This is a genomic window from Pectobacterium hainanensis, assembly GCF_046237015.1.
Lineage (GTDB): Bacteria > Pseudomonadota > Gammaproteobacteria > Enterobacterales > Enterobacteriaceae > JBJYIN01.
In genome coordinates this window covers 1-25053 of record NZ_JBJYIN010000013.1, presented here as the reverse complement: position 1 = coordinate 25053, position 25053 = coordinate 1, and the positions used below count along the sequence as shown (strand labels likewise).

The 25053-nt window shown below is 47.3% G+C and carries 23 protein-coding genes; 10 read left to right on the top strand and 13 right to left on the bottom strand.

All coding sequences use genetic code 11. From position 1 onward, the window contains the following. Positions 1-6: 6 nt before the first annotated feature. On the top strand, positions 7-4203 hold the full coding sequence (locus tag ACKPVM_RS13850) for a P22-gp16 family phage DNA ejection protein (protein WP_409309836.1): 4197 nt from the start codon (positions 7-9) through the stop codon (positions 4201-4203). A gap of 21 nt (positions 4204-4224) precedes the next feature. On the opposite strand, the gene ACKPVM_RS13845 is transcribed toward ACKPVM_RS13850, so the two are convergent. After that, entirely contained in the window at positions 4225-5058 is an 834-nt protein-coding gene (locus ACKPVM_RS13845) for a hypothetical protein (RefSeq protein WP_409309834.1), read from the bottom strand. A gap of 48 nt (positions 5059-5106) precedes the next feature. Here ACKPVM_RS13845 and ACKPVM_RS13840 point away from each other — a divergent pair, with 48 nt between their 5' ends. Further along, positions 5107-5901, top strand: a complete 795-nt coding sequence (locus ACKPVM_RS13840) for a TIGR02642 family protein (RefSeq protein ID WP_409309832.1) — start codon at positions 5107-5109, stop codon at positions 5899-5901. 197 nt (positions 5902-6098) lie between these two features. Here ACKPVM_RS13840 and ACKPVM_RS13835 read toward each other — a convergent pair whose 3' ends face one another. Next, entirely contained in the window at positions 6099-6380 is a 282-nt protein-coding gene (locus ACKPVM_RS13835; RefSeq protein ID WP_409309831.1) for a hypothetical protein, read from the bottom strand. Positions 6381-6795: 415 nt separating this feature from the next. Here ACKPVM_RS13835 and dinD point away from each other — a divergent pair, with 415 nt between their 5' ends. After that, positions 6796-7620, top strand: a complete 825-nt coding sequence (dinD, locus tag ACKPVM_RS13830) for a DNA damage-inducible protein D (protein WP_116361908.1) — start codon at positions 6796-6798, stop codon at positions 7618-7620. A 234-nt stretch (positions 7621-7854) separates the two neighbouring features. On the opposite strand, the gene ACKPVM_RS13825 is transcribed toward dinD, so the two are convergent. The 5 genes from ACKPVM_RS13825 to ACKPVM_RS13805 form a co-directional block, all read right to left on the bottom strand. Continuing rightward, entirely contained in the window at positions 7855-8601 is a 747-nt protein-coding gene (locus ACKPVM_RS13825) for a nucleotidyl transferase AbiEii/AbiGii toxin family protein (protein ID WP_409309829.1), read from the bottom strand. Further along, positions 8543-8743 (bottom strand): nucleotidyl transferase AbiEii/AbiGii toxin family protein, encoded by a 201-nt coding sequence (locus ACKPVM_RS13820; RefSeq protein ID WP_409309827.1) that lies wholly within the window; start codon positions 8741-8743, stop codon positions 8543-8545. The genes ACKPVM_RS13825 and ACKPVM_RS13820 overlap by 59 nt, the downstream gene beginning before the upstream one ends. A gap of 28 nt (positions 8744-8771) precedes the next feature. Continuing rightward, positions 8772-9296 (bottom strand): type IV toxin-antitoxin system AbiEi family antitoxin, encoded by a 525-nt coding sequence (gene abiEi / locus ACKPVM_RS13815; protein WP_409309825.1) that lies wholly within the window; start codon positions 9294-9296, stop codon positions 8772-8774. Between the two features lie 228 nt (positions 9297-9524). Then, positions 9525-10775: a type II toxin-antitoxin system HipA family toxin gene (locus ACKPVM_RS13810; protein ID WP_409309824.1), complete on the bottom strand. Its 1251-nt coding sequence runs from the start codon at positions 10773-10775 to the stop codon at positions 9525-9527. Beyond that, positions 10772-11077, bottom strand: coding sequence for a transcriptional regulator (locus tag ACKPVM_RS13805; RefSeq protein ID WP_409309822.1), 306 nt, complete (start codon positions 11075-11077; stop codon positions 10772-10774). Before ACKPVM_RS13805 ends, ACKPVM_RS13810 begins: the two co-directional genes overlap by 4 nt. A gap of 319 nt (positions 11078-11396) precedes the next feature. Between ACKPVM_RS13805 and ACKPVM_RS13800 the strand changes: the two genes are divergently transcribed. Continuing rightward, positions 11397-11954 carry a hypothetical protein gene (locus tag ACKPVM_RS13800; protein WP_409309821.1) on the top strand — a complete coding sequence of 186 codons (558 nt, stop codon included), beginning with the start codon at positions 11397-11399 and terminating at the stop codon, positions 11952-11954. Between the two features lie 48 nt (positions 11955-12002). On the opposite strand, the gene ACKPVM_RS13795 is transcribed toward ACKPVM_RS13800, so the two are convergent. Together ACKPVM_RS13795 and ACKPVM_RS13790 are read right to left on the bottom strand one after the other, a co-directional pair. Then, the gene (locus ACKPVM_RS13795; protein WP_409309819.1) at positions 12003-12548 is read right to left on the bottom strand and encodes a hypothetical protein; all 546 of its coding nucleotides are present in this window, start codon (positions 12546-12548) and stop codon (positions 12003-12005) included. A 68-nt stretch (positions 12549-12616) separates the two neighbouring features. After that, the gene (locus ACKPVM_RS13790) at positions 12617-13831 is read right to left on the bottom strand and encodes an AI-2E family transporter (protein ID WP_409310000.1); all 1215 of its coding nucleotides are present in this window, start codon (positions 13829-13831) and stop codon (positions 12617-12619) included. Between the two features lie 159 nt (positions 13832-13990). Between ACKPVM_RS13790 and ACKPVM_RS13785 the strand changes: the two genes are divergently transcribed. Beyond that, positions 13991-14326 carry a GlpM family protein gene (locus tag ACKPVM_RS13785; RefSeq protein WP_409309818.1) on the top strand — a complete coding sequence of 112 codons (336 nt, stop codon included), beginning with the start codon at positions 13991-13993 and terminating at the stop codon, positions 14324-14326. A gap of 169 nt (positions 14327-14495) precedes the next feature. Here ACKPVM_RS13785 and ACKPVM_RS13780 read toward each other — a convergent pair whose 3' ends face one another. Together ACKPVM_RS13780 and ACKPVM_RS13775 are read right to left on the bottom strand one after the other, a co-directional pair. Next, positions 14496-15917, bottom strand: a complete 1422-nt coding sequence (locus tag ACKPVM_RS13780) for a DASS family sodium-coupled anion symporter (RefSeq protein WP_409309816.1) — start codon at positions 15915-15917, stop codon at positions 14496-14498. 40 nt (positions 15918-15957) lie between these two features. Beyond that, on the bottom strand, positions 15958-17310 hold the full coding sequence (locus ACKPVM_RS13775) for a class-II fumarase/aspartase family protein (RefSeq protein WP_409309814.1): 1353 nt from the start codon (positions 17308-17310) through the stop codon (positions 15958-15960). A gap of 246 nt (positions 17311-17556) precedes the next feature. Here ACKPVM_RS13775 and ACKPVM_RS13770 point away from each other — a divergent pair, with 246 nt between their 5' ends. The 4 genes from ACKPVM_RS13770 (at position 17557) to ACKPVM_RS13755 (ending at position 21321) form a co-directional block, all read left to right on the top strand. Beyond that, entirely contained in the window at positions 17557-18291 is a 735-nt protein-coding gene (locus ACKPVM_RS13770; RefSeq protein WP_409309812.1) for a GntR family transcriptional regulator, read from the top strand. A gap of 155 nt (positions 18292-18446) precedes the next feature. Beyond that, positions 18447-19004 carry a copper-binding periplasmic metallochaperone CueP gene (gene cueP / locus ACKPVM_RS13765; RefSeq protein WP_409309810.1) on the top strand — a complete coding sequence of 186 codons (558 nt, stop codon included), beginning with the start codon at positions 18447-18449 and terminating at the stop codon, positions 19002-19004. Between the two features lie 89 nt (positions 19005-19093). Then, positions 19094-20299 (top strand): putative acyl-CoA thioester hydrolase, encoded by a 1206-nt coding sequence (locus tag ACKPVM_RS13760; protein ID WP_409309808.1) that lies wholly within the window; start codon positions 19094-19096, stop codon positions 20297-20299. Positions 20300-20589: 290 nt separating this feature from the next. After that, positions 20590-21321, top strand: coding sequence for a helix-turn-helix transcriptional regulator (locus ACKPVM_RS13755; RefSeq protein ID WP_409309806.1), 732 nt, complete (start codon positions 20590-20592; stop codon positions 21319-21321). Positions 21322-21406: 85 nt separating this feature from the next. Here ACKPVM_RS13755 and argG read toward each other — a convergent pair whose 3' ends face one another. Next, entirely contained in the window at positions 21407-22753 is a 1347-nt protein-coding gene (gene argG, locus ACKPVM_RS13750; protein WP_409309804.1) for an argininosuccinate synthase, read from the bottom strand. 483 nt (positions 22754-23236) lie between these two features. Here argG and ACKPVM_RS13745 point away from each other — a divergent pair, with 483 nt between their 5' ends. Beyond that, positions 23237-23812 (top strand): DJ-1/PfpI family protein, encoded by a 576-nt coding sequence (locus ACKPVM_RS13745; RefSeq protein WP_409309802.1) that lies wholly within the window; start codon positions 23237-23239, stop codon positions 23810-23812. 161 nt (positions 23813-23973) lie between these two features. Here ACKPVM_RS13745 and ACKPVM_RS13740 read toward each other — a convergent pair whose 3' ends face one another. Then, a complete protein-coding gene (locus ACKPVM_RS13740) occupies positions 23974-24966 on the bottom strand; it encodes an acyltransferase (protein WP_409309800.1) in 993 nt (330 codons plus the stop codon). Between the last annotated feature and the right edge of the window lie 87 nt (positions 24967-25053).

The window sequence follows — 25053 nt, the reverse complement described above, 5'->3', positions numbered from 1 at the left end:
GGCGTCATGGCAGATTTACGTGGATTGGCAGACGGTTTTCTGGCCGGATTCAATACAATGGATGGTGCGTTACATCGCAGAGAGGAATCAGAACTACGGCGGTTGATGATAGATCGGCAACAGCAGAATGCTGACAGAGATCATCAATTTGCGGTAAGTACGCAGGACTGGCGACAGTCTAAAGATCAACGCGATTACAATAACCTGATTCAACAACAAGGTATCGAACAGGAAAACAAGGTTCAGGATCGCGCACTGGACAAACGCCGTGTCGATATCTCAGCGGGAACCCTGGCCGTTTCCCAAGCGGGTGAAAGACGGCAGCAGCGCCAGCAGCAGTTACAGGAGATGACCACCCGTTACGGGAGTCTGGCTGAGGGCATCACGCTATCTGCCCGCGCTGGAGATAAAGACAGCGCCACCCGACTATGGTCACAGCTTCCCCCTGATGCGCAGCAGTTTTACACCGCGCTAAACCCTGATTTTCTGACCAATCCCAGCGCCGCACAAAGCGCTTTATATCTCAAATCACGCGCACCGGCGCTGATGTCTGGGCAAATCAACCCAGATGACCCGAAAGTGATTGCGGCCACTAACAGCATTCTTCAGCCTGAATTAGCGATACGACCTGGTGAACTGGCCGATGATGGCAAGCCAATGAAAGCGCGGGAACTGACGCACATCATGCCCGATCCGCGCGGTGGCGATAATTTTTACTTTGGCGTGACCGTGACACGGGAAGATGGCTCTACCTATCAGGCTCCGATCACTCGCAACCGCTCCACCGCCCCCAACGACCCACCGTTACCGCTGTCCAGTGAACAAATCATGAGGACATTGGCGCAACGTTCCCACCTGCTGGGGATGGCACACCCCAATCTTGAAGATGCCGATCCGTATACCGAGCCAGACCCGAACGCGCCGTTTATGCCCGTACAAGATTACATGCAGATACCGCAGCATATCCGCATTCAGCAAGTTACCGCAGGGAAAACACCCGCCGATATTGTGAATGACTACAACGCTTCAGGTATGGAGCGACAAAAATATCTGAACGATGTGAAGAAACAACAGCAAGCGTCTACCGATGGCAAGTTGCAAAGGCAGGATGTGATTGAAACGTATGACCAGCAAATCAAGACCATTGACGGCCTGCTAACCGATCCGGGCTTTAGCACTTCTGTAGGTGCCGGATTGGGCGTTGTTACCAAACATATTCCAGGCACTGACGCCGCAAGCTGGAATACCCGCTTTGAGCAGTTTGGGGGGCAGAACTTCCTTAGCGCGATTCAGGCATTACGTGGCATGGGCGCATTATCTAACGCTGAAGGGGAGCAAGCTCGTATTGCTGTATCGGGATTAAGTGCGAGTCAGTCCGAAGAAGAATTTATCCGCCGTGCCAATGAACTGAAAACGTTCCTGACAGACAAACGCGATCGTTATGCGGCAGCCTATGGATTGAATACCACTCAGGGACAAGGTGAATTGAAGTACTATCACAAAGATCGCCCGTTCAGCAGTGAATATCTGGCGGAACGTTCCAAGTGGGGGAAAATGCCAGGCGCAACCGTGGAGAAGGTGGAAGGGGGTTACGTTGTTCGCCTGCCGCCTGCTGGTGGACAACCACAGCCCGCCGCACAAAGCCAACCTGATGCTGTAGCGACAACAGGTGCGCCCGCACAACCCAATAATCCGATGATACCGCAGGCAGCAATCGACATGTTGCGCCAGCGACCGGATACCGCGCACCTGTTCGATCAGAGCTTTGGACAGGGTGCCAGCCAGCACTATCTTGGAGGACAACCCTCCCCAAAAGATGAAGGGCTGATCGGTGGTGGTCAGCCCGAATCCGCTCCAGAGGTGACACAATACGCCCAGAGCATGAAGAAATCCCCACAGCAGCCCATTCCCGCCACCGTAGAGCCAACCATTCAGGAACGTATCATGACGCAGGCCAGACAGTCGGGTATTCATCCTGAGATGGGCGCGGCCAGAGAATTCAGCACGGTTGACTGGAATTTAATGAAATCCAATCTGAAACATCTGAGGCCGGAACAACAACAGCAAATCGCCCAACAGATAGCGAACAAGTTTGGCGGCAGCACCAGACAGGACGAGCAAGGGCGGCTCTTTGTGACTGTCCTTAGCGGGGAATATCTGCTTAATGGTGACGGTATGACGAGGGAAGCCGTGGAAGGTTTCGCCAACACATTACAGCCACAGCCACAGCCACAGCCACAGCCACAGCCACAGCCACAGCCAGCAAGTGTTGACACTCCTGAAGAGGAAGCCAACCCTTACGCACAATTTGTTACCCCCGCATCCCCGCAAGGTATGCAGGCCACCAGCAATGAGGAAAATCCCTACGCGCAATTTGTCCAGCAGACGCCAGAATCGCGCAGCTTGCTACAAGAGGGCTTGCTTGGTGTATCTGAAGCCGGTGGCGCAATTGCACAGGCTGGCGTTAATGTTGCCAACATCATCCCTATGGCTGGCGATGCGGTGCAAAGTGCGGCAGCATGGGCAGGTGAAAAAATGGGGATCGGCGACGGCACATACACCCCCGCCGCTCGTTTCTCGCTCCCAGAATCTATGCAGCCACAAACGGAAGTGGGGCGAGTCTCCGCTGATGTGCTGCCCTATTTTATTAATCCTGCGTCACGCGCTCCGGCAGCAGCGGGGAAATTATCAGAACAAGCCGCATTAGCGGCGCAACGGCTTGGTTTATCCCCGCAATCGGCCAATATCGCAGAGCGTGGGGCAAATTTCGCGGCACGAATGGCGGGTGAAAGCGCAGTTGGTTCAGTAGCGGAAAATAGTGACCACCAGAATCTTGAGCAAGGCACCGATGAAATGCTGAGAGATTTAGCGACTAACGCCGCTATCGGTGGAGCCGTTAACACCGCAGGCAAAGCGATTGGCGCAGGTTACAGAGCAGTGAAAGGCACTATCACCCCAGAAGCGCAGGCCGCTATTGATTATGCGAAACAGAATAATGCTCCACTGATGACCAGTGACATGATGCCACCGCAAACCTTTGTCGGTCGCTCAATTCAGGCTAATGCGGAGAAAATCCCTGCTGTGGGTACAGGACAAATGCGGGCAGATCAGCAAAAGGCACGCTCCCGACTGGTAGATGAGTTTTCACAGCGATACGGCGTTTACTCCGCTGCTGATGTGGTTCAGAGCATTAAGGGGCAAAATACGGCACTTAAACGTGCTGCTGGCGATCGCTTTAACGAAATCAGAAACAAGATGGATGGTGTTGGCAATGTTCAGCCTCAACGTGCAATTGATGCGATCGATCGAGAAATTACGCAGTTATCCCGACTTGGAAAAACTAGCGATGAAGCGACTATTAGCCGCTTGAAAGATTATCGGGACGAACTAGCAGGGGGAAACGTCAATTTTAGCCTGCTGGATGACTTGCGTACTCAATTCCGCATGGATGTGAAAGGGGAGCGTATGGCAATGCCGGATCGTTCCACAGTATCCGTTAACCGTGTCTATGAAGCCATGAACAAAGACCTTAATAGCGCAGTGAATGGCGCTTTGGGTGAACGGGAGGCATTTCGTTGGGCGCACGCCAAAGCGGTTTATGCTCAGGAAGCGGATAAGGTAAAAGGAACAAAACTAAAAGGCATTCTGGAGAAAGGGCACATCACACCGGAAAGCGTCAACTCGATGTTGTTTGATAGTAGAAAAAGCCAAATAGAAGCATTGTACGGTTCACTCAACAACAAAGGCAGGCAAGCCGCACGCGCCGGATTAATTGCCAAAGCGCTAGAAGGTGAGGCTTCTCCTGACCGTTTCTTGCTAAGGCTTAACAAATACTCTGCGAATACAGGCATATTTTTTAAAGGCGAAGAACGGCAATACCTTACTGGCCTGCAACGTTATCTGGAGAGTACACAACGTGCTTCTCAGGCGTCAGTGACCTTACCTAACGGGCAGGTAGTGGCACAAGCTGGCTCCGTCATGGGGCCTGGACTAGCTGGGGTATTTGGTGGTCCCGTACTCGCAGCAAAGGTGATCGGTACAATGGGAACCTATGGCGCGGTTGGTCGAATATATGAAAGCCAGCCGGTAAGGAATGCGCTGCTAAGACTGGCGAACACTCCGAAAGGGAGCACGGTATTTGAACGCAATCTTGAAGCGGTAAACCGTGCGATTACGGCTACCGCTCAAGGTATGGTGGAATAATGGTGACAAGCCACGGATGGTTCAGAATATCGTTTTAAGGGAAAAGCCAACCATGCAGGCTGCTATTATCGTCAATGCCGTTAATATCTTCTTTGATAGATCTGTTAATTCTCTTAGTTTTTTGTCTGTTTCAGTGGGTTCGGCTTCATCATCAAAGACTGTAGGTGTATTTTCTATAACCTCACCCGTTTCAATAGTGAAATTGTTTTTCTCTATATTTAGAGAGGAAATAAACGCAAGTCTTTTCTCTTCACTATTTGGATCAATAACAACATCTGGTAGTTCACGATATATAGGATGGCAGGGTATCCATAGACTGATAGTTACAGAGTTGTATCCCTTATCGACTTTATCAACAAGAAGGGAGAAATCCTTTTCTGGAACGTAAAAATTAAACCCAAGTATAAGGGGGGGGGTTGTGGATGAGTCCACGCAGCCCATAGGTTGAAAATAACCAGAAAATTCATCGAAGTAACATCCTTTCTCTATAGGGAATATGTTAAACTCTATTTTTTCAATGAATTGAACGGAAAACCTATCTTCAGGAGCGTTGCTGTCTTGGTTGTCAGTATAGATATTACAATTAAAATGTTTACTATCTGCCTCTATTTTTATACAGCGTTCAGATTTTTCCCTAAGGGTCATTAGGTTATTGCTTTTTTCGCCAGCATCTATATTCAATGTTTTTATTATTTTATTGCAATCATATGCTGACAAACCAGATACAGCCGTTAATTTTAATGAAGTTGCACGAAGATGAAATAGTTCACAAGCAAGAGTTACTCCTTTGCCGTCTTGTTCTGTAGTTATAATCGAGGCTGTTTTTCTATAAAAAACGTCTCCATTGAAAATCATTTTCATTCCTTATTGTTGAATAATATATCCAATAAAAATGAGGTTTTAATGTCCAGCATAATTGAACACACATTACGTTTACACGAAGCCAGAAGCGCCAGCGCGTTTACCTCATCCTGCCGTGGTAGCGGGAAAATAGGCCGCGATCAGTATCTGGGGGCATTATCCGCCGCTACCTTATGCAACCCTGTAGGCTATGACCTGTTCATGCTCCGATACAAATCTGATACCCCAGCCAGTGAAAGATTGCAAGTAGCAGTTAAAGAATGGGTACATTCACAACGGAACACACCGGAGCACGCTGTAGCCGCCTGCCTACTGGCTATCAATCTGGCAGTCTACCGCCCATTACCTCCACAACTCGCCCGACGCGCCAGTTTACTACGCCGCTATGGTGCCAAAGCCACACGAACCAAGAACCTGATCGGCAGCCTCAACACAGAGAGAAAGCGATTTGAGAACAAAACCAGCAGCAAGATAGCGCAGGAACGCGCCACCACACTCGACAACCAGATCGTGTTAGTGAAAGCCTCACTCCGGCAATGGTCAGAACAGGAAGCGGGTAATAGCGATGTATGCCCATGCTGTAAGGGTTCAGGCGAACAAGCTAAAAAGCTGGGCAATCACTGCCCTGAATGTAATGGCGTTGGCCGCTTGGTATCCACAACCGACGATATCAGGAAGTCGCTATCTTTAGCTGGCGTGAAAGTTAGCGAAGAAAGCTGGCGGGTGGACTATGTGCCGCTGGTCAATGACTGCCTTCACTGGCTGGATGTGGAATATAGCCAGGTTATCGAACAGCTAAAGCGAAAAGTACGGCAAGAAGAAAATGCGCTGGCGTAGCTGCGAAAAAATCTGCGTAGATCTGCGAATTGTGCGATTCGCAAAACGGAACGCACTGGAATTCGCAAACGGCCTGTACCCCTTGCCATGCCTGCATCTATCCATAGCGTACAATTCGCAATTGCGCAGACGTTCACAGATTTTTTCGTATTGATCATGGGGGAAAATTGCGAATTCGCACACGGCGTTACACTACATCACTTCCTTTCATCGGGCAGGATGCCCTCACCCATCTGAAAGACGCCCCCGTTAACCTTCACATACCCAGCATCCCCGCAACCTTCACACAGTCTGATGACGGCTTTATCGCCATCCTCAACGGAAACACGTTCCCCTTGTTTCTTGTCACTACACAAGCGAGCTACGGCACGCGCTATTGGTATCAATGCCCCCAATGCGGAAAGCGAGCGACCAAGCTGTACATTGATTCGGATATGCTCACCTGCAGGACGTGTTCCGGCCTTTGTTATACCAGCCAAAGCGAAAGCCAGTTAAAACGCTGGCAACGGTTGGTACACATGGAAAATATGGCGAAGTTGGAACTATGGCCAGATTACTGGGAGCAGATAGCACGGGCGGGGTTTACTATGTCCAGACTCCCAAAACCTGCAGGTATGAGGTGGGACACGTTCCGCAGGAAATATCTGGAATTGCTCCGGCTTAGGGTGAAGTGTCGGGAAGCCCACCAGCGTTTAAGACACAAAAAGAACTGAGCGCGGCTCAAAGTTGCTGATTATCTCTTTTTTTGTGGCTGTCATTTTCATGGCTGGTGTGGTTCCTTATTGCGGGGTAGGCCTATCATAGAATAATCAGAATGTGGGATATTGAAGCAAACATTCAACAGACCCAGTGGCTAAAACGAAACCCACCAGCGCAAGATACATGGAGTGAGCGATGAACGAGCACCATCAACCATTTGAGGATTTACGGCAATATAGCAGCGAAGGACAGGAATATTGGTCAGCAAGAGATTTAGCGCCATTGCTTGATTATCGGGACTGGAGAAATTTTCAAAACGTCCTATCACGTGCCGCTCAAGCATGTGAAGCTAGTAATCAAGAGGTTTCAGACCATTTCGTTGAGACCACCAAAATGGTTGTACTTGGATCTGGAGCTCAACGAGAACTGGAAGACATTCATTTGTCCCGGTATGCATGCTACCTAGTTGTACAGAATGGTGATCCTAGTAAACCCGTTATCGCTGCTGGGCAAACATACTTTGCAATACAGACAAGGCGGCAGGAGCTAGCTGATGATGAGACATTCAAGCGACTCCGCGAAGACGAAAAGCGCCTTTTTCTTAGGAACGAACTGAAAGAGCACAATAAACAATTGGTCGAGGCAGCACAGCAAGCTGGTGTTGAAACCACTCTGGATTTTGCAATATTTCAAAATCATGGGTATCAAGGGCTGTACGGGGGATTAGACCAAAAGGCCATACATCAACGGAAAGGCCTCAAGAAAAGCCAAAAGATACTCGATCACATGGGTTCCACTGAATTAGCAGCCAACCTATTCCGAGCAACCCAGGCTGAAGAGAAGCTCCGCAGAGATAATGTTAAATCGAAGCAAAAAGCCAATGAAACTCACTTTGAAGTGGGAAGGAAAGTAAGACAAACAATCAAGGAACTGGGCGGGACTATGCCAGAGAATCTACCTGCGCCAGAAAAAAGCATCAAACAGCTAGAGTCTGCCGCAAAAAAACTGGATAAAAAATAGCAAAAATATAGAGCACTCCGTTTTACCGTGTACACATGGGTGTACACATAGAAAAAACGCATTATCACAAACCCGCTCACAGCAAGGCTTTGACGCACCTACTCAATAAACAGATTCAATATCGAGTAACGATTCACGCGATCTCGCGTAGTCTCTGCAAGTCTCGTCAGGATAAAAAGGCCATTGTAAATCATGGCCTTTTTTGTTTTATGATGGAGGAAGAGAAACATGGGGTTAACCCATATCAAATGGATTTTTTGGTGTTCCGTCATTCAGTAACTCAGACGCGATGGCATGTACTTCCCCCTGAACATAAGCCCAATATTCAGGATTATCGAGGGTTCTCTCTTTAATTTGCTTAGGGATAAAACGGCTCATTTCCATATTGAAGTCGTCGCGGACTTCATCTTCCGACATCAGCTTGGCTAACTGAATAGACAACGCCTGTCGAAAGTCTTCTGTTTGCTTCTGTCTGGCGGTGAGCTTCTTTTCAACCAGTGTCTTGGATAAATCAATACCGCGCTGCTTAATCCAAACAATATCCCAAATATCACGAGGTTTAATACGTCTTGCCCGATACGCTAACGCGATCAACTTATCGGCCAATGTTTCTTGTAACGATTGTACCGGAACCAAGATCCCTTCAGTCGGTACAACGATGTCGTAATGATTGATTAGTGGGCGTTTTTCAATATCAAATGACGGAATAGCACAGACGTCAATATGCATTTTTTGCCGTGGCAAATCAGGACGATTAGCTTCTTTTACGATACTAATTTTCCAGGAAACGGTATCCCCTTGCTGCTCACCAGAAGGTTTGTTTACCCAAACTTCGGTTTCATACTTGTTCTGAATATAGGTTTGGATTTCGGACTCCAGTCCCTCAAACGCCGAGGGCTGGAAATCATGACCACCATTGAAATCAAGATGTTCTGATAGATCTGCTGCTGTTGTAACACATTCGTAGTGAGGTGCCGCCAATAAACGTTAACCGCTGCATGACACCCTGTTTGATCAGCACATCCATAATGTCATGATGCAAGATCTCTTTTTCTATGACGGGTGTCACTGCGGCATAGTCAGGGTTTGACTGGACGATTTGGCGAATTTGTTGCTTCAGCATACCTTATCTCCCATACACTCCCCTATGCTTAGCTCTCCAACATATGTAGATTGCGCTGGCAGTGCTTTAGATCTGCAATCGCTTGTTCCTTATATGCGCGATACATTTTGATGTCAGGATCATAGTACAAATTAGGTGCAATTTGCTCGACTGGCTTTTTAGTATGGGTAAACTCGATCACACCATAAGGCGTATCAAAACAACCACTTCGACCTTTAGTCACCACAGTGACTCTACCCATCACAACTTGTGAAATATCACCGGTATGACTGAGCTGACTTTCTAAGCTGATGTAGTTCAATACGCCACTGCGCAACTTTTTGATGATTTTATAAATGGCAGTCTCAGGCTCAGGTGGGGTAATAATACTTTCATAGAAGCCTTTCACCACTCGTCTTAGTAACCCCTTCTTTACGCAATCTGCCAGGAACTTTCTAAAGGCTGAGTCACAAGGCACACCCTGCATAAAAGCCAGCTCTGTTACACTGTGAATGCCACCACCAGCGTTCACTGCTTTAGCCAATGCGTTTAATAGCTCATCAGATTTAGCCATAGGTCTACAGATTGTTACGTAATAAGTAACTTAGTGTAGACCTTAACAAACTGGCCTTCAAGGAGGATCGCCAATGACCACCATAAATACGGCCGTTACCGAGAGTTCTATTACCATTTTCCGAGAGCCAATCGCTTCACTGCCCATTGAGCACCTTAGTCATGCTCAATATAGAGACACTTACCTCCACGTTGCCCTTATAGAAAGACGCCAATAAACCGACCCGCGTTAAACATTAAACGCCTCTTGTTTGGCAAGTTGTTCACTGCGGTTGATACTTAGCTGAGTTGCGACAGTTTGCCAGCCTTTCACAGCACTCAGTACCTCGTCATAGATACAGCTTGCGTCCCCGCGGCTTAAGCGAAAGAAATCGATCACCTCAAAGGCCAGTGCATAGTCGAGTTCATTAGCGGTGTCAGTAATATTGAGATGTAAGCCATGTTTACCCACTATCGGGTTCAGATCGTATGCAGGTGATAACTTCCAGCCTTTGTCTGCAAGCAAGAAACCATGATTTCTGAGGTGGTCGTCCGTATTGGACACCGCTATGTTGAATACGATCCTGCGCCATAGCTGAGCAAGGTCGGCTTTGGTTTGCGCACCGTTATTACTTAAAAATTCTGCGATTTCCAGATAGCTGGCACCATCGGATTGTTCGCCGTCATAATATTGCAGTTGCGTCATGGCCGATGAGAAATGAATCCGTTTATCACCCACGCGATCAAAACGTTTAGTCAGGAAAGTGTGATGTTCAGAAGAAAATTTGCGTATTTCACTCGGAAACATATCGACACCCGCAGCCAATGCAAGCTGGTAGCACACCATTTCCCAGGCACCCACATCAAATGTATCGTTCTGATTGGGGAATTTAGCAATCCACAGATGACCGTCTGAATCGGTCACACAGGCTTTGGGTCTGGCTCCCCCCAGCGATGCCCCCGGAGAAATTAGCATTTTGAGCCAGCGGTAATAATCATCGCTGTCGATGTTGTCATCCCGCTCAATATTCATGGCGGCATGTTCCAACTCACGTAGCGACGCCATCGGTGGAGCGGAAAATTCGGTGTTATTGTCTAAAAAATCTTGCGACTCCGCCATCTTAAAGCGAATACCGCCCATTCGATAGGAATCGTGAACACCCAGGAGATAATCTAACTCCGTCAGTTTCGTGGTCGCTCGCAGGCCTTTTCGACATTCAATGGCAGCACGGCGCTGCATCAAAATACGTCCCCAGCGATCGGGAGATGAATCCAGAAAGGCACGGAAATTTTTATCTGCCGAATCGTTATAAAGCTCTCCACTATGCAATGCTAATAAGGGATCGATCTGTAAGCGATAGTCGGATGCCAAAAAGTGTTTGTCATAAGTGAAGCTGAAAACACCGCCACGACTGGTTTCTGCAAACGTCAAATGGCCCACCAACAAAGGGGCACCGATCGGTATCCAGGACGCATACACCTCAACGATGGATCGGCTCATTTCGAGCCCTCCAACAGCTTGATGTTTTGTAACTTCATGCCGACTTCATCGTAAGCCGCAAGTTTGGCAAAGTTATCTTCCATGCCCAGCACGGCCATGACCTTTAAGTAAGCCCCTATCGCCACGCCCGGATCGCCAGCGAAGATTTTATTCACGGTTTTGTGATCAAATCCCGTACGGTCACAGATTATTTTTTTAGTGAATCCGCGGCGTTTGACGGCAAGCAGTAAATCCTCACCAAACGCGGTCAGTGTCCTGCGTTGCTTTGGAAATAGCACTCTGTACATGTCTCGCTTGGCCATCATCTACCTCACACAAAAATAGGACTATATTCCCAGTATTGGTTTATTAATGGGAATATAGTCCCACATTGTCAGAGAATCAATGCAGAGAAGAGCAAAAAACAACCAAATAGGGACTATATTCCCATTTTCGGCTGTATTATGGGAATATAGTCCTATTTATCATGCTATTTCATAGAAGTGACGCCAAAATCATCCCACGTTTTCATCCGTCAGATGATTGACCCATTTTTTCACCATCAGTAGGCTCGGTCATATAGACCGCCATTAAGCACCCTATTGAGAAATCCACACTAGTGAAAAACAGGGAAAAACCGACATGCATTATCTCATCCTCCCCTTCATCCTTCTTGCCTTAACCGGCTGTCAGGCGCTCACCACCTTCGATAAATACGCCACAATGCGGCTTTATGAAGTGTATGAAGCCAAGAATCTTTCCGCCTGTGAGTACAAGCCGCAGTTTCGCGACTGTACCGTAGATAAACGTGCTTTTAACGTCAGGATTACGGACGATAAAAGCAAAATTACGTTAGTGGTAGGAAAACGCTATGCCTATTTCGGCTTCACGCGTGATGACTTTGCCCGCCAGACGCAGCCGCTGCGTGATTTCCTGATTTGGACAGAAGATCCAAACGCGCAAGATAAACAGATCAAGCAGCTACGTAAGGCCGGAAACGTAGGCGGAACCCTGTTTTACAACACCGAAGTGGAATATCAGTTCGATTATCTGCATACCCGCGCCGATACTCCGCTGCTCGTCGTTAAGCCCCATGAAAACGCAAACTCTTATGGCCTGACCGTCGAGGAAGTGAAAAACCTGCTATCGGTGATGGATGCCTGGTATGCCGGTACGTTCTCAGGAAAACAGCTGACGTAAACTCAGAGGAAGCGGCCAGATAAGAAGGATATCTGGCCGATCATTGACTTAAAACTGCTGCATTCTGGAAGAAAATTCGTCGCAGTTTTTCAGCATCAAATCTTTGACAGGTCGACGGTCGTAATAGCCTTTTTCAGTCTTGAACACTTCATAGACTTCAAGGCGTCGTGGCGAATAAGGCCCGTCAAATTCACCAGTAACGTAGTAGTAATTTCCCACAACAGGTTTAAACGTCACGGTTCTAAATCTGCCATTGCCAGCAATCATTCTGACCGCGATATTATTTTTCGCACTGACCCAGAATTCACGAATCATCGTTGGCGTTTCGGGAATGTCCGGGAAGCCAAGCGCTTTATTATTGAGTTTAGTTTGGAGCCCAATCGCGTTATTGGTGTAGCCATTTTCTGGCGCGTCAAGGTTAATGCATCTATCGGTATTCGGATAAACGCGAATATAGTCGAGGTTGCGGTTATCAAACGTCATACCGACACGATCCGTTCCCTGATAGTCCTCCAGCTTATTGCTGTAAGTTGCTACTGAACACCCGCTGAGTAATGCTGCACTCACCCCGATTAGAATAATTTTCCCAAACATAACTATCCCTTCCCTTTATAAAATCAGAACGTCCTGATTATAAGAGATTCGGACGTAGCGCAATCGGCTTACTCTGCATTCTTATTCTGTGTGCCTTGCTTTTCCAGCGTTGGCTCCGTTGCCGCCTGTCCGTCCAGAGGTTGGCCCGCCGTCGCATCGGCCTCTTCCGGCTTCACCGTACTCGCATACAGTCGCCCTTCCTCAATAAAATCTTCGTCGATACCTTCAATATTTTCCTGATTATCACGCCCGGAGAGGATGTTCCAACAGGCGATGAACAGCGCCGCAATCAACGGACCAATCACAAACCCGTTGATGCCATAGATATCCATTCCACCCAGCGTGGCGATCAGGATCAGGTAATCCGGCATTTTGGTGTCTTTCCCCACCAGAAGCGGACGCAGGATATTATCTACCAGCCCAATCACCAGCACGAAGAACGCCACAATGAAGATCGCCTGCCAGAGCATATCGGTCGCGAATAGGTAGATCGCGGCGGGGACCCAGATAATCGCCGACCCTACGGCAGGGATCAGAGAAAGGAACGCCATTAACGCCCCCCAGAGCAGGCTACCTTCTATTCCCGCAATGGAGAACGCAATGCCGCCCAATGTACCTTGCACGATGGCGACAACCGCCGTGCCTTTCACCGTAGCACGCGATACAGCGGCAAACTTGACCAACAGGTGGTGCTTAACATGAGTGGAAAGCGGCAACGACTCCAGAATCAGGTTTACCAGATAGGAACCATCCTTCAGCAGGAAAAAGAGCAGGTAGAGCATGACCCCGAAGCCGATAAAGAAAGTAAATGTCCCTTTACCGATCAGGAATACGCTCCCCGCCAGATACTGACCGCCTTTCAGTGCAACCTGAGAAAGCTCCTGCTGTATTTTAGCGGCGTTATCCAGATTATGTTCCGTCAGAAAATGTCTCGCCCACCCCGGCAGATGTTGAAACAACTCAGCCAATACAACAGGAAATTGCGTACTGTTATCCTGTAATCGGGTGTAAACCCCATTAATCTCAACCACCAGTGAAGAGACAATGATCCCCAACGGGATGAACACAATCAGAAAAATGATCAGGACGGTAAATAACGAGGCCAACCCGTTGCGATCGGACAACTTTTGCCGAATCTTACTTTTCAACGGATGAAAAATCACAGCCAATATGGCAGCCCATAAAATGGCAGAATAGTACGGAGTCAATACATCAAAAAACGCCAGCGTAACAGCAAGCAGGATCAGGATGAAAAACCCCTGAGTAAGCCCCTTAATTCTCATCATACCTTTTCCTTAATTCTATTTTTCTCTCGAAATATAGAAGAAAGTAGGGGGTTTGCAATCCTAAAAAGGATCCTCACCTCATCATCTTTTAAAGATTTACAGATTTCTCCATCCATGTTGGGATAAGAGGAAAAAGACATCGGCAGAGGAACGGAGATGGGGTTAGCATTAAAGGCAGTGATAGGGGCAATTGTCGTTTTACTGATTGGCTATTTATCCAAGACCAAAAATTATTATATTGCCGGACTGGTTCCCCTTTTTCCCACGTTTGCTCTTATTGCACATTATATTGTCGCAACGGAGCGCAACGTTGCCGCATTACGTACCACAATATTATTCGGTATGTGGGCGATTATTCCTTATTTCGCCTACCTGGCTTCTCTCTGGTATTTAAGCGGCGTTACAAAATTATCCTATTCATTCATCGGAGCATTATCCTGCTGGTGTATTACCGCCATAGCCCTGATTATTATTTGGAGTCGCTGGCATTAAGAGAAAAAAATCCCCCTTGAACCGCTATCTCTGATACACAAATACAGAAGCGTGTTAGCTTTCAACCAAGCTATCGGAGGCAAGAGACTGTCTCTCTATCCGCATAACGCATTGTAACCAAGAAACGACGTGAACAAGGGGAGCGATCGTATCGTACCAAGCTATTGGACTAGTAATAACCCAGTAATTTCCACCAGACCAAACCAACCGCAAAAATCAGGACAACGTTGACAGTGACAATCAGTAAATTGATTTTATAAAAGCGCGCACGTTCAAAATATCCCTGTGCGAAATAAATCGGTCCTGGCCCACCGCCATATTCCGTATTTCCCCACATCAGATTACTGAAAATACCGAAGCAAATGGCAACCATCATCGGCGGAGCCCCTGCTGCAATGGCTGTTGCAGCAAAGGGAACATACAGCGCCGCGACATGTCCCGAAGCCGTCGCAAACAGATAGTGCACATAAATGTACAGTACGCCCAATATCACAAAGGTTTGTATCGCACCGAAACCATGAATAGCGCTACCCAGTAGCGCGGCCATCCACTTAATGAAGCCTAAATCAGATAATCCACCAGCAAGACTGATAATTACGCTAAACCAGATAACGGTATCCCACGCAGCGTAATCCTTGAGTAAATCTTTCCAGTCAACGGCGTGAACAGCAAATAAATACGCTGCCAATCCGAGTCCGACCGACGTTGCCGATAAACCAGTGATTAAGCTGGTTCCCCATCCAACTAACGCGAGGATAAAACCAAAAGCGACTTTTTTCTCCACCAGTGTCATTGGCCCAAGCGCCTGAAGTGAACGATGCCCCATTTCTTTTGCTTCCGGAGTCCGTTTTAATTCAGGGTTAAGGATTTTGTACACCAGCAACGGCATCAGACAAAAGCACACCATGGCGGGAACGACGGCGGCAATAAACCATCCCCCCCAGGATATCTCCACGCCTAAAGCGTTCTTCGCCAGACTGCTGACCAATGGGTTTGCCGCCATCCCCGTCAGGAAAATAGCCCCGGTAATCGGCGTAAACTGGAAACAAACCATCGTCAGAAAATCGCCAATCTTCTTCCCGGTTTCCCCCGGTGCCGAACCTAAAACCGCATTAATTGAACGTGCAATGGGGAAAATAATGCCTCCGGAACGCGCCGTCACCGAAGGCATAGCGGGTGCCATGATCAAATCAGATACCCCTAATGAATAGGCGATACCGAGGCTGCTGCCACCGAATAATGACAGCATTTTGTACGCAATCCGTTTTCCCAGCCCTGAAGTCACAAAGCCAAGAGAAAGAATATAGGCACAAAATATCAACCACACGGTTCCACTGGAAAAACCTGATAATGCCTTTGCTTCCGTTAGGGTATTCGTAAAAATGGTTACGCAAAGTGCAATTAACATCACTGCACCGGAGGGTAATGGCTGCGTCAAAATTGCCGCGATAGTCGCGGCAAAAATAGCGAACATATGCCATGCCTGAGGCGTAAGACCTTCCGGGATAGGGCATAGCCAAATGATTCCGCCGATAGCGACAGGAATAATTGCAGCAATAACCCGTTTCCTCATAGATGATCCAGATGACATCATCATCTCCTCAATCGCTAGGTAGTTTGATTTCTGTGAGTTAATGCCGATTGGCAGAGCTTTTTAAGACCTGATCCACCATGGCTGGTGCCATGCCAAGATAATTTGCTGGATTCGTTAACTGCTCAATCAGTTCAGGAGCAAGACGGCTGGAAACACTAGGCATTGCGTTCAGAACATCCGCAAGGCGCCCACCTTTCTCATTTACAATGCGACAAGCGTCATAAACGATGTCATGTGCGTCCTGACGGCCAATATAAGGTGCCAGCCCCATCATCACGGCTTCTGCAACAATAAGCCCTTTGGTCATATCAAGGTTTCTGGCCATGGCGTCTTCATCCACGATCAGCCCACCCAGCATAAAATTGGCCTGATGTAACGCGCCAGCCGCCAGCACAAAGCTTTCTGGAATGGCAATCCATTCCGCATGCCACGGTCCAGTTGCACGTTCCAAATCCTGTACCATGGCATCCAGCATTAACCCCGCTTGCTGGCGCACCCCCTTGGCACAGGCCAGCATCAGCTCGCTGGAGATAGGATTACGCTTTTGCGGCATGGTGCTACTAGCTCCACGACCTTTCACAAAGGGTTCGTATAATTCGCCAAACTCATTCGCGGCCAGCAGCATAACGTCGTAACCGATTTTGCCCAATGAGCCAGTGATCAGTGCCAATAAGTTAATGGCTTCGGCAAATCCATCACGTGCCACATGCCAGGTTGAAACCGGCACACCCAAGCCAAGTTCTTCCATCATGGCTTTTTGCACATCCAGTCCTTTATCCCCAAGAGAGGCGAGCGTACCGGCCGCACCTGCGAATTCACCGACTAAAATACGCGGGCTAGCCTGTTGGAGACGTTCCTCATGGCGATCAAACATATCAAGCCAGATGGCGACCTTATAACCAAACGTCACGGGTAACGCCTGTTGCAAATGAGTACGGCCCGCCATCGGCGTATTCCGGTAACGTCGAGCTAGATCGGCCAACGTACCGCGTAACGTTTTGATGTCCGCTTTGATAAGCGCAAAAGCATCCCGTATTTGCAGTACGACAGCGGTGTCCATAATGTCCTGGGTTGTTGCCCCCCAATGGACATAGCCACCGGATTCGCCTGCCTGCTTAGAAATTTGGTGAACCAGAGGAAGAATCGGATAACCGACTATCTCGGTCTCATGCCGGAGGAGGTCAAAATCGAGCGTATCTGCATCACACTTGGCTGCGATTTCTTGTGCCGCCGCTTCAGGGATAACGCCACAGCGAGCCTGAGCTTTAGCCAATGCGATCTCCACTTCCACATATTTGCGAATCAATTCGTGATCATCAAAAATAGCGCGCATTTCTGGCGTGCCGAAAGCATCACGAAATAACACTGAATCAAGTACGTTCGAAGCCATAAAAGAATCCTTGATAAATCATAAGGGTGGTAAAATGCGGCATGCCTTACGCCAGAATGCGGCTACAATCGGTTGTAGTATCGTATGATGATGAGACATGCGCAGACTGATTAAATGACCGTACAAATTCAAATGTACGGACATTTAAATTTGTACAGACAAGATAGAATGTCCGGACATTTTATGGGAAGTGTTTTTGAATTCCTTTGTGATGCAGATCATTAATATTTATTGAAGCCGTCAACTATGAAAGAGTCTTTGTATAAGCGTATTGCTCGTGAATTGGTTCAAAACATCGCATCCGGACAGTTCCCTGCCGGCTCACTGCTACCGTCTGAATTGGAATTGTGCGAACAGTATCAAGTCAGTCGCCATACGGTACGAGAAGCCTTGCGTGATCTAACTGAACAAGGCTTAATCCTGCGGCGTAAAGGGATTGGAACCATGGTGGCGGACAGAACGGCAGACAAAGGGCTCAATCATCCCCTAGCCTGTCTGGAAGATTTATTTTTTCTGGCGAAAAACAATCTACGGGTAGTGAAAAAGATTGATGAAATCGTAGCAGACTACGAACTTTCTCGGGTTATTGGTTGTGAACCAGGATCTCGCTGGCTGCATATCGCCAGCATCCGCGAAGACAGTGAAAAAACGGGTGAGCCAATATGTTGGACTGACAGCTACGCCAGCCCAACATACGCTAAAATACGCCAGTTAGTGCGTAGTGATCCCTTTGCACTCATCAGTGATTTAATCGAAGAACACTATGGCGTGCAAAGTGAGGAAGTCAGGCAAACCATCTCTGCGGTCAGCATCCCAGCCAAAATCGCCAGAGTGCTCAACGTCGAGAACGGTTCACCGGCATTGAGGATCGTACGCCGCTATATTGACCGCAATGGTGAAACGTTCGAAACCACGGTATCGATCCATCCTGCCGATCGCTATACCTGCTCCATCGTGCTAAAACGTCAAAATAGCCGTTAATAAAAATCTGGCCCACCCGTTTATAACGGCGTGCGGTTTACACTTCTATTCAATTCCTGCTTTGACCTTCCCCCAAGGGGAAGGCTTAGACTCCAGAACAGCAATATCACACTTCATCAATTAAATTAATGAGATAGACTCCAAGGACATCAACAATGAAAAATCGACTTCTTTCCTCATTGCTGGCAATCACATTCGGTAGCGTGACATTTCTGGCTCAGGCCGCAACACAACCTTCTGAATTTCTGGTGCAACATGGTTTAGCAGGCAAAACCGTTGAGCAAATGATTGATACTATCGATCAATCGCCGCAACCACGCCCGTTGCCTTATTCCGCTTCCGTCACCAGCACGGCATTAACGCTATCTGATGGTCAACAGCAATATTCTTATCCATTAGGCGAGCAATTTTATTTGTCTTTTGCGCCGTATATCAACCAGACGCATCCCTGCTTCAACCACAGTTTATCGGGTTGCCGTGGCGAGATGGCAAATACAGATTTTGATGTAAAAGTGACTGATCGAGCAGGTCAGGTTATTCTGCAAAAAACATTAAGCAGTCACCAAAATGGTTTTGTCGGTATCTGGTTACCGCGAAACATTGAAGGCACGATTGAAGTCAACTATCAGGGAATGCGTGCGTTTTCACCTTTCTCCACCAGTAACGCCAGCCAAACCTGTATGACGACGCTACAGTTACAAAAACAAGCCTGATCCTGACACGGGCATCGCGACCACAACGGGTTCAAAGCGATGTCCATTTCATTGATGTTCGTGACCTGCCGCCACCGTAGGATAATGCTTTGATGAAATTCACTGACCCCGGAACGCCCACTCGACCCATACTTTCCGAACAAGAAGCGGCTCAATTCACGCCAAGCCATTACTTAACGCTTCCCGCAGAAGAGACACAGCTTAAAGCTCATGCCTGGTGTCCTGAAGCCATCCTGACGGATAACGTGCAAACCCCCTTCACCGTTGGTCCTGACATCAATACCAACGGCGCTCAATATACTCATATTCAACAGGCTATTAATGCCGTGTTGCGTGAAAATAACGGTCATCAGCGAATTTACATCAAGCTGCTGCCAGGTACTTATACTGGCACGGTTTATATCCCTGCGAACGCTCCGCCTATCACCCTGTTCGGTGCAGGCGGAGACGCCGCCAACGTAGTTATTCAGTTAGCGCTGGATGCCACGATGTCACCTGCAGCCTACCAGACCATCGTAAACTCAAACGGGGAATATCAACCGAATGATCCTGCCTGGAATATGTACTCGATTTGCGCATTTCAGCAGAAAGAAACTATCGACACCCATTGTGCGGCTGTTATGTGGTCGCAAAACGAAAATTTCCAGTTGAAGAATCTGACTGTCGTTAATACGCTATTGGACACCGTGGATGGCGGTGCTCACCAAGGGGTTGCGTTGCGAATTGATGGCGACAAAACCCAATTGGAGAATGTGCGACTCATTGGGCGTCATGACACTTTCTTCGTCAATACCAGTGATATTAACAACCGCTACGTCACCGATCGTTATAGTCGAGCTTATATCAAAGACTGCTACATTGAGGGTGACGTGGATTATGTCTTCGGGCGTGCAATGGCCGTGTTTGACAACGTCGAATTCCATACCGTTTCCAGCCGTGGTGCAGGAGAAGCCTATGTCCTCGCACCCAATAGCCTGCCGTGGGTTAAATACGGTTTCCTGGTCATCAACAGCCGTTTTACAGGCGACGCAGGTTTCGCAGACCAACGGAAAGCAAAACTGGGTCGTGCCTGGGATCAAGGAGCCCGACAAACCGGCTATCTCCCAGGTAAAACCGCCAACGGACAGTTGGTAATCCGCGACAGTTACATTGATGCCAGCTATGACCGGGAACATCCCTGGGGAGCGGCTGCGACAACCCGCAGACCCTTTATCGGCAATCATCATGCGAACCGTGATTTGAACGACATCAGTTTCAATCGTCTGTGGGAATATAACAACATGCAGGCAATTTGAAGTATGACGGGTATATACCCAAAATAATTCGAGTTGCATGAAGGCGGCAAGTGAGGGACAAATTCGTCGGGAACGAATTTGACCAGCCAACGGCTGGCCTCCGGTGAGAAACAGGATGTTTCTCATTTAATCCCGATGAGCTTACTTGAGTAAGTGATTCGGGTGAGTGAGCGCAGCCAACGCACAGGCAACTTGAAGTATGACGGGTATAGTTAGACTTAAGTGCAGGTCTATGTATATACTTTTCCCCCCACAAGGGGGGTCGAGTTTTCGCATTGAGGTCACACCAAATGTCTTTATTATTTTCAAACAACGAAACCATCAGCAGCGTAATAAAGAAACAAATAGATGGTGCGTTAAGTCATTATGGTGACGTTAAGTATTCTTACATGGTATTAAACAAAAAAAAGCCGACAGATGTCCTCGTAATATCTAATCACCACGAAGAATGGCGTAAGATATATATTGCCAATAACTACCAGCACATTGACCCTGTAGTGATTGCCGCACTTAATAGAATTATGCCCTTTCACTGGGATAAAGACATCATGGTAAACTCGAGATTAAAGTTATCAAAAATCTTCAATTTATCTAAAAAACATAATATCACTCATGGGTATACCTTTATTCTTCACGATCACAATAATAATTTAGCCATGTTGTCTATTATGATTGATGAATCTAACATCGAGGATATTAATTCGTTAATCGAAAACAATAAAGATAAGTTACAAACGATATTGATGACGACACACGACAAAGCCCTCTCGCTTGCAAAAGAGATGACAAAAAGCCATGAGGAAACCGAGAACAATGATATTTTCTCTCATCGCGAGAATGAAATCTTACATTGGGCCAGCATGGGGAAAACATATCAGGAAATCGCGTTAATTTTAAATATCAAAACAGGTACGGTAAAATTCCATATGGGTAACGTGGTCAAAAAACTAGGCGTTCTCAATGCCAAACACGCGATTAGACTCGGCGTAGAATTACAGCTTATCCGGCCGATAAAACGATAAGCAAAAATGTAACAGACATAAAAAAATCCAGAACCTAAGAATACGGTTCTGGATTTTTACATCATGGACCTAGATGGTAAGCGAACTATTTACCAGACTTATCCTGCAATTGCTCAACCTGCGGCAATCCTGTGCTGGCGGAAGAAGACAGCAATCCACTTTCGACATAGTTAAACAGTTTTTCACGCGTATCCGTAATATCCAAATTACGCATGGTTAACTGACCGATACGATCGTCCGGCGAGAACACGGAGTCCCCTTTTTCCATCGTCAAACGCTCTGGTTTGTAGGTCAGATTGTCAGAAACGGTATTCAGGATGGAATAATCATTGCCGCGACGCAGCTCCAACGTCACTTCGCCAGTGATCGCACTAGCAATCCAGCGTTGAGAAGCGTCACGCAGCATCAGAGCCTGAGAATCAAACCAGCGTCCCTGATACAGGAAACGACCCAGTTGACGACCATTTGCATGATATTGTTCGATCGTATCCTCATTATGGATACCCGTAACCAGACGCTCATAGGCGATATGCAGTAAAGCCATCCCCGGCGCTTCATAGATACCACGACTTTTCGCTTCGATTATACGGTTTTCAATCTGGTCGCTCATACCCAGACCATGACGCCCACCGATGCGGTTCGCTTCCAGCATCAGTTCAACGTCATCGGTAAAGGTTTTGCCGTTCAGCGCGACGGGATGACCGCGTTCAAAACGAACCGTCACTTCTTCTGCGGAAACCTTGACGTTTTCATCCCAGAATTTTACGCCCATGATCGGGTTGACAATCTTGACGCTGGAATTCAGATATTCCAAATCTTTGGCTTCATGCGTCGCTCCCAGGATATTGGAATCCGTGGAATAGGCTTTTTCCGCTGACATTTTATAACCAAAACCGGCCTGAGACATAAACTCAGACATTTCCTGACGGCCACCCAGCTCATCAATAAAATCAGTGTCCAGCCATGGCTTATAAATTTTCAATTCGGCATTGGTCAGCAAACCATAGCGATAGAAACGCTCAATATCGTTACCTTTATAGGTGCTGCCATCACCCCAGATATTCACGCCGTCTTCTTTCATTGCTGCAACCAGCATCGTACCGGTTACCGCGCGTCCCAAAGGAGTCGTGTTAAAATAGGTCACACCTGCGGTAGTGTTATGGAATGCACCGCATTGAATGGCAGCAATGCCTTCCGCAACCAACTGCTTACGACAGTCAATCAAACGGGCATTTTCAGCACCATACTCCATCGCCCGGCGCGGGATGGCATCGTAGTCATCCTCATCCGGCTGGCCTAAATTTGCCGTATACGCATAAGGAACCGCACCTTTTTGACGCATCCAAAGCAGCGCGGCGCTGGTATCCAGACCGCCTGAGAATGCAATACCGATACGCTGACCAACCGGAAGATGCTTGAGAATCGTTGTCATAAATGTAGTCCCTGCTCGAAAGATCAATGGTTAGAAGCTATACCATTATATTACGCCATACATTGATGAGGGGTGATACCTTTACCGAATAGTTCGCCTAAAGACGGGAACGACCGTGAAAATCAACGCACTCAAAAATGAATATTTATGCAAAATAAGTGAGTTATAATTTAAACATCTTTTTGCCGGGACAGGAAGCATTGAGTGTGACTTTACGCAAAAAAATTCGTACTCAACGGGTAAAAAGTGATTAACGAACCGCTTATTCATGGCAGGAAGGCGGCGGCTGTAGATAGGATACGGGTTCCGCTCGATCATTTTCAGACAAGTTGGCAAGTATAACGCCATTTCTTATCCAGACTAAGTGACAAAAATCGTTTACGCGACATGACTTGCAATAATAAAACGTCGTTTTATTTTTATGGTCAATCTTTGCTATCCTCCTGCTGTTAATTGTTTCCTTTGCATGTTGCTGGAGAGGTTATGTCTAAGAAAGTCGCCATTCTGCTGGCTCCGGGGTTTGAAGAAGCAGAAGCGATTATGGTGATCGATGTACTGCACCGCATGAAAGTGGAAGTCACTATGTTGTCTTGTGACGACAGACTGGAGCTACGCAGTTATCACAATATTCGAATGTTTGCCGACGCCTTGCTGGAGAGAAATCAGGATGTGCTGTTTGATGCCGTTATCATCCCCGGTGGGCCGCAGGGAACGGTAAATCTTGCTGCGAACCCAATGGTTGTTGAATTTATCCGTCGTCACGATGAAGCCAACAAGCTGATTTGCCCGCTTTGTTCAGCGGCCGCTCGTGTGCTGGGTGGCAATAATCTACTGAAAGGACGTCACTACGTCTGTTCTGGCGAGCTGTGGAAAGATGTCACCGATGGCATTTATGTCAATGAAAAGGTTGTTGAAGATGGCAACCTCATTAGTGGTAAAGGCCTGGGTGTCACATTTGATTTCGCCTTCACTATCGCCGCTCGCCTGACCGGTGATAAAGAAGACGCTAACTTCCAGGTAGAACATATCGATTACGATTATTGGCGCGTACCAGCCTGATCGCTAAGCGAATAGATATACTCATTGCACGTCAAACACCCGTGGTTGGCTGAATCATTCTGCCACCATGGGCCTCGCACTAAAAAGCCCACATGACAATCTGTTAAAAAGGATATATATTGTCCTGAAACTCGGTTTATCGAGATCTCAATATCCCCCATTCAGGAAACCAGACGCCGTTTATCCAGTCTCTGTATAGCCATTGACAGCAGCAAACTGCCCAATAACGAGAGAGTGAAAATATAGAAAATATCCAGTACCGGTAGGGAAGTAATATCCAGATCGTGTGTGCGCATGTAATGAATAAGCAATGCATGAAAACCGTAAATCGCTAGAGAATGACGCGATATCAGTGCAAAAACAGGCAGTATCCGATGACTCAGATAATGTTTGACGATAATAAATAGGCTAACGGCTGCCAGAAAGACCAGCGGCCCACAGTAAATATAAAAACTCTGGGTGAAGCTATCATTTCGTAAGGTGTGATATTTCGTCCCCAGAACAACCATCGTAATGCAAAACACAAATAAGGGAATGGTCACCAGTACTATAGACTTAGGGATATCCAGCATTCCCAAGGCTCGCCCTAGCATGGCATACAGTACATAATAAAAAACATCACCATAAATATAGAGATTGATCGGTAATAATTTAAAACCACTCCATTCAACACTACCCGTATTGGGATTAGCAATAACAGCCAACAGCGCAATCAATACGATTAAATATTTACCAGATACCGCTTTGATATTGATCAGCGGAGAAAAAAGGTAAACCACGATGATGGCATAGAAAAACCATAAATGATAAAAGACGGGTTTCTGCAATACGTGATGTAATGAATTCAAACCATTAATAGGTGTCAACGTCATAATATAAATCAACGAGATAACACTATAAAACAGCAAGCACAGCCCTATTCTTAAAAAATGCCGCCTCTGCGCACTACGTTCACCAAAAAACAAATAACCAGAAATCATAAAAAATAACGGTACACCGACGCGAGAGGTCGAATTCAGAATATTAGCCACATCCCAATGTGCGTCTCCTGGAACCCCGCCAGCCGTTATCGGGTAAGTCGTGCTGTGAATAAGAACGACCATCAGACAGGCGATAGCTCGTAAATTATCAATCCAGCCGATCTTGTCAGTCATCCACAACCTCTTAACACACCATCATTTACCTAATATACCCGTCATACTTCAAGTTGCTTGTGCGTTGGCTGCGCTCACTCACCCGAA

What these genes read in the sequence shown, in the direction of transcription:
- ACKPVM_RS13810 (WP_409309824.1), bottom strand. Translation starts at nt 10,775, where the DNA reads ATGAGCCGATCCATCGTTGAGGTGTATGCGTCCTGGATACCGATCGGT.
- ACKPVM_RS13745 (WP_409309802.1), top strand. Translation starts at nt 23,237, where the DNA reads ATGTCTAAGAAAGTCGCCATTCTGCTGGCTCCGGGGTTTGAAGAAGCA.
- ACKPVM_RS13805 (WP_409309822.1), bottom strand. Translation starts at nt 11,077, where the DNA reads ATGGCCAAGCGAGACATGTACAGAGTGCTATTTCCAAAGCAACGCAGG.
- ACKPVM_RS13770 (WP_409309812.1), top strand. Translation starts at nt 17,557, where the DNA reads ATGAAAGAGTCTTTGTATAAGCGTATTGCTCGTGAATTGGTTCAAAAC.
- ACKPVM_RS13800 (WP_409309821.1), top strand. Translation starts at nt 11,397, where the DNA reads ATGCATTATCTCATCCTCCCCTTCATCCTTCTTGCCTTAACCGGCTGT.
- ACKPVM_RS13820 (WP_409309827.1), bottom strand. Translation starts at nt 8,743, where the DNA reads ATGCTGAAGCAACAAATTCGCCAAATCGTCCAGTCAAACCCTGACTAT.
- ACKPVM_RS13845 (WP_409309834.1), bottom strand. Translation starts at nt 5,058, where the DNA reads ATGATTTTCAATGGAGACGTTTTTTATAGAAAAACAGCCTCGATTATA.
- ACKPVM_RS13740 (WP_409309800.1), bottom strand. Translation starts at nt 24,966, where the DNA reads ATGACTGACAAGATCGGCTGGATTGATAATTTACGAGCTATCGCCTGT.
- ACKPVM_RS13755 (WP_409309806.1), top strand. Translation starts at nt 20,590, where the DNA reads ATGTCTTTATTATTTTCAAACAACGAAACCATCAGCAGCGTAATAAAG.
- argG (WP_409309804.1), bottom strand. Translation starts at nt 22,753, where the DNA reads ATGACAACGATTCTCAAGCATCTTCCGGTTGGTCAGCGTATCGGTATT.
- cueP (WP_409309810.1), top strand. Translation starts at nt 18,447, where the DNA reads ATGAAAAATCGACTTCTTTCCTCATTGCTGGCAATCACATTCGGTAGC.
- ACKPVM_RS13785 (WP_409309818.1), top strand. Translation starts at nt 13,991, where the DNA reads ATGGGGTTAGCATTAAAGGCAGTGATAGGGGCAATTGTCGTTTTACTG.
- ACKPVM_RS13795 (WP_409309819.1), bottom strand. Translation starts at nt 12,548, where the DNA reads ATGTTTGGGAAAATTATTCTAATCGGGGTGAGTGCAGCATTACTCAGC.
- ACKPVM_RS13840 (WP_409309832.1), top strand. Translation starts at nt 5,107, where the DNA reads ATGTCCAGCATAATTGAACACACATTACGTTTACACGAAGCCAGAAGC.
- ACKPVM_RS13780 (WP_409309816.1), bottom strand. Translation starts at nt 15,917, where the DNA reads ATGTCATCTGGATCATCTATGAGGAAACGGGTTATTGCTGCAATTATT.
- ACKPVM_RS13775 (WP_409309814.1), bottom strand. Translation starts at nt 17,310, where the DNA reads ATGGCTTCGAACGTACTTGATTCAGTGTTATTTCGTGATGCTTTCGGC.
- dinD (WP_116361908.1), top strand. Translation starts at nt 6,796, where the DNA reads ATGAACGAGCACCATCAACCATTTGAGGATTTACGGCAATATAGCAGC.
- ACKPVM_RS13790 (WP_409310000.1), bottom strand. Translation starts at nt 13,831, where the DNA reads ATGAGAATTAAGGGGCTTACTCAGGGGTTTTTCATCCTGATCCTGCTT.
- ACKPVM_RS13850 (WP_409309836.1), top strand. Translation starts at nt 7, where the DNA reads ATGGCAGATTTACGTGGATTGGCAGACGGTTTTCTGGCCGGATTCAAT.
- abiEi (WP_409309825.1), bottom strand. Translation starts at nt 9,296, where the DNA reads ATGGCTAAATCTGATGAGCTATTAAACGCATTGGCTAAAGCAGTGAAC.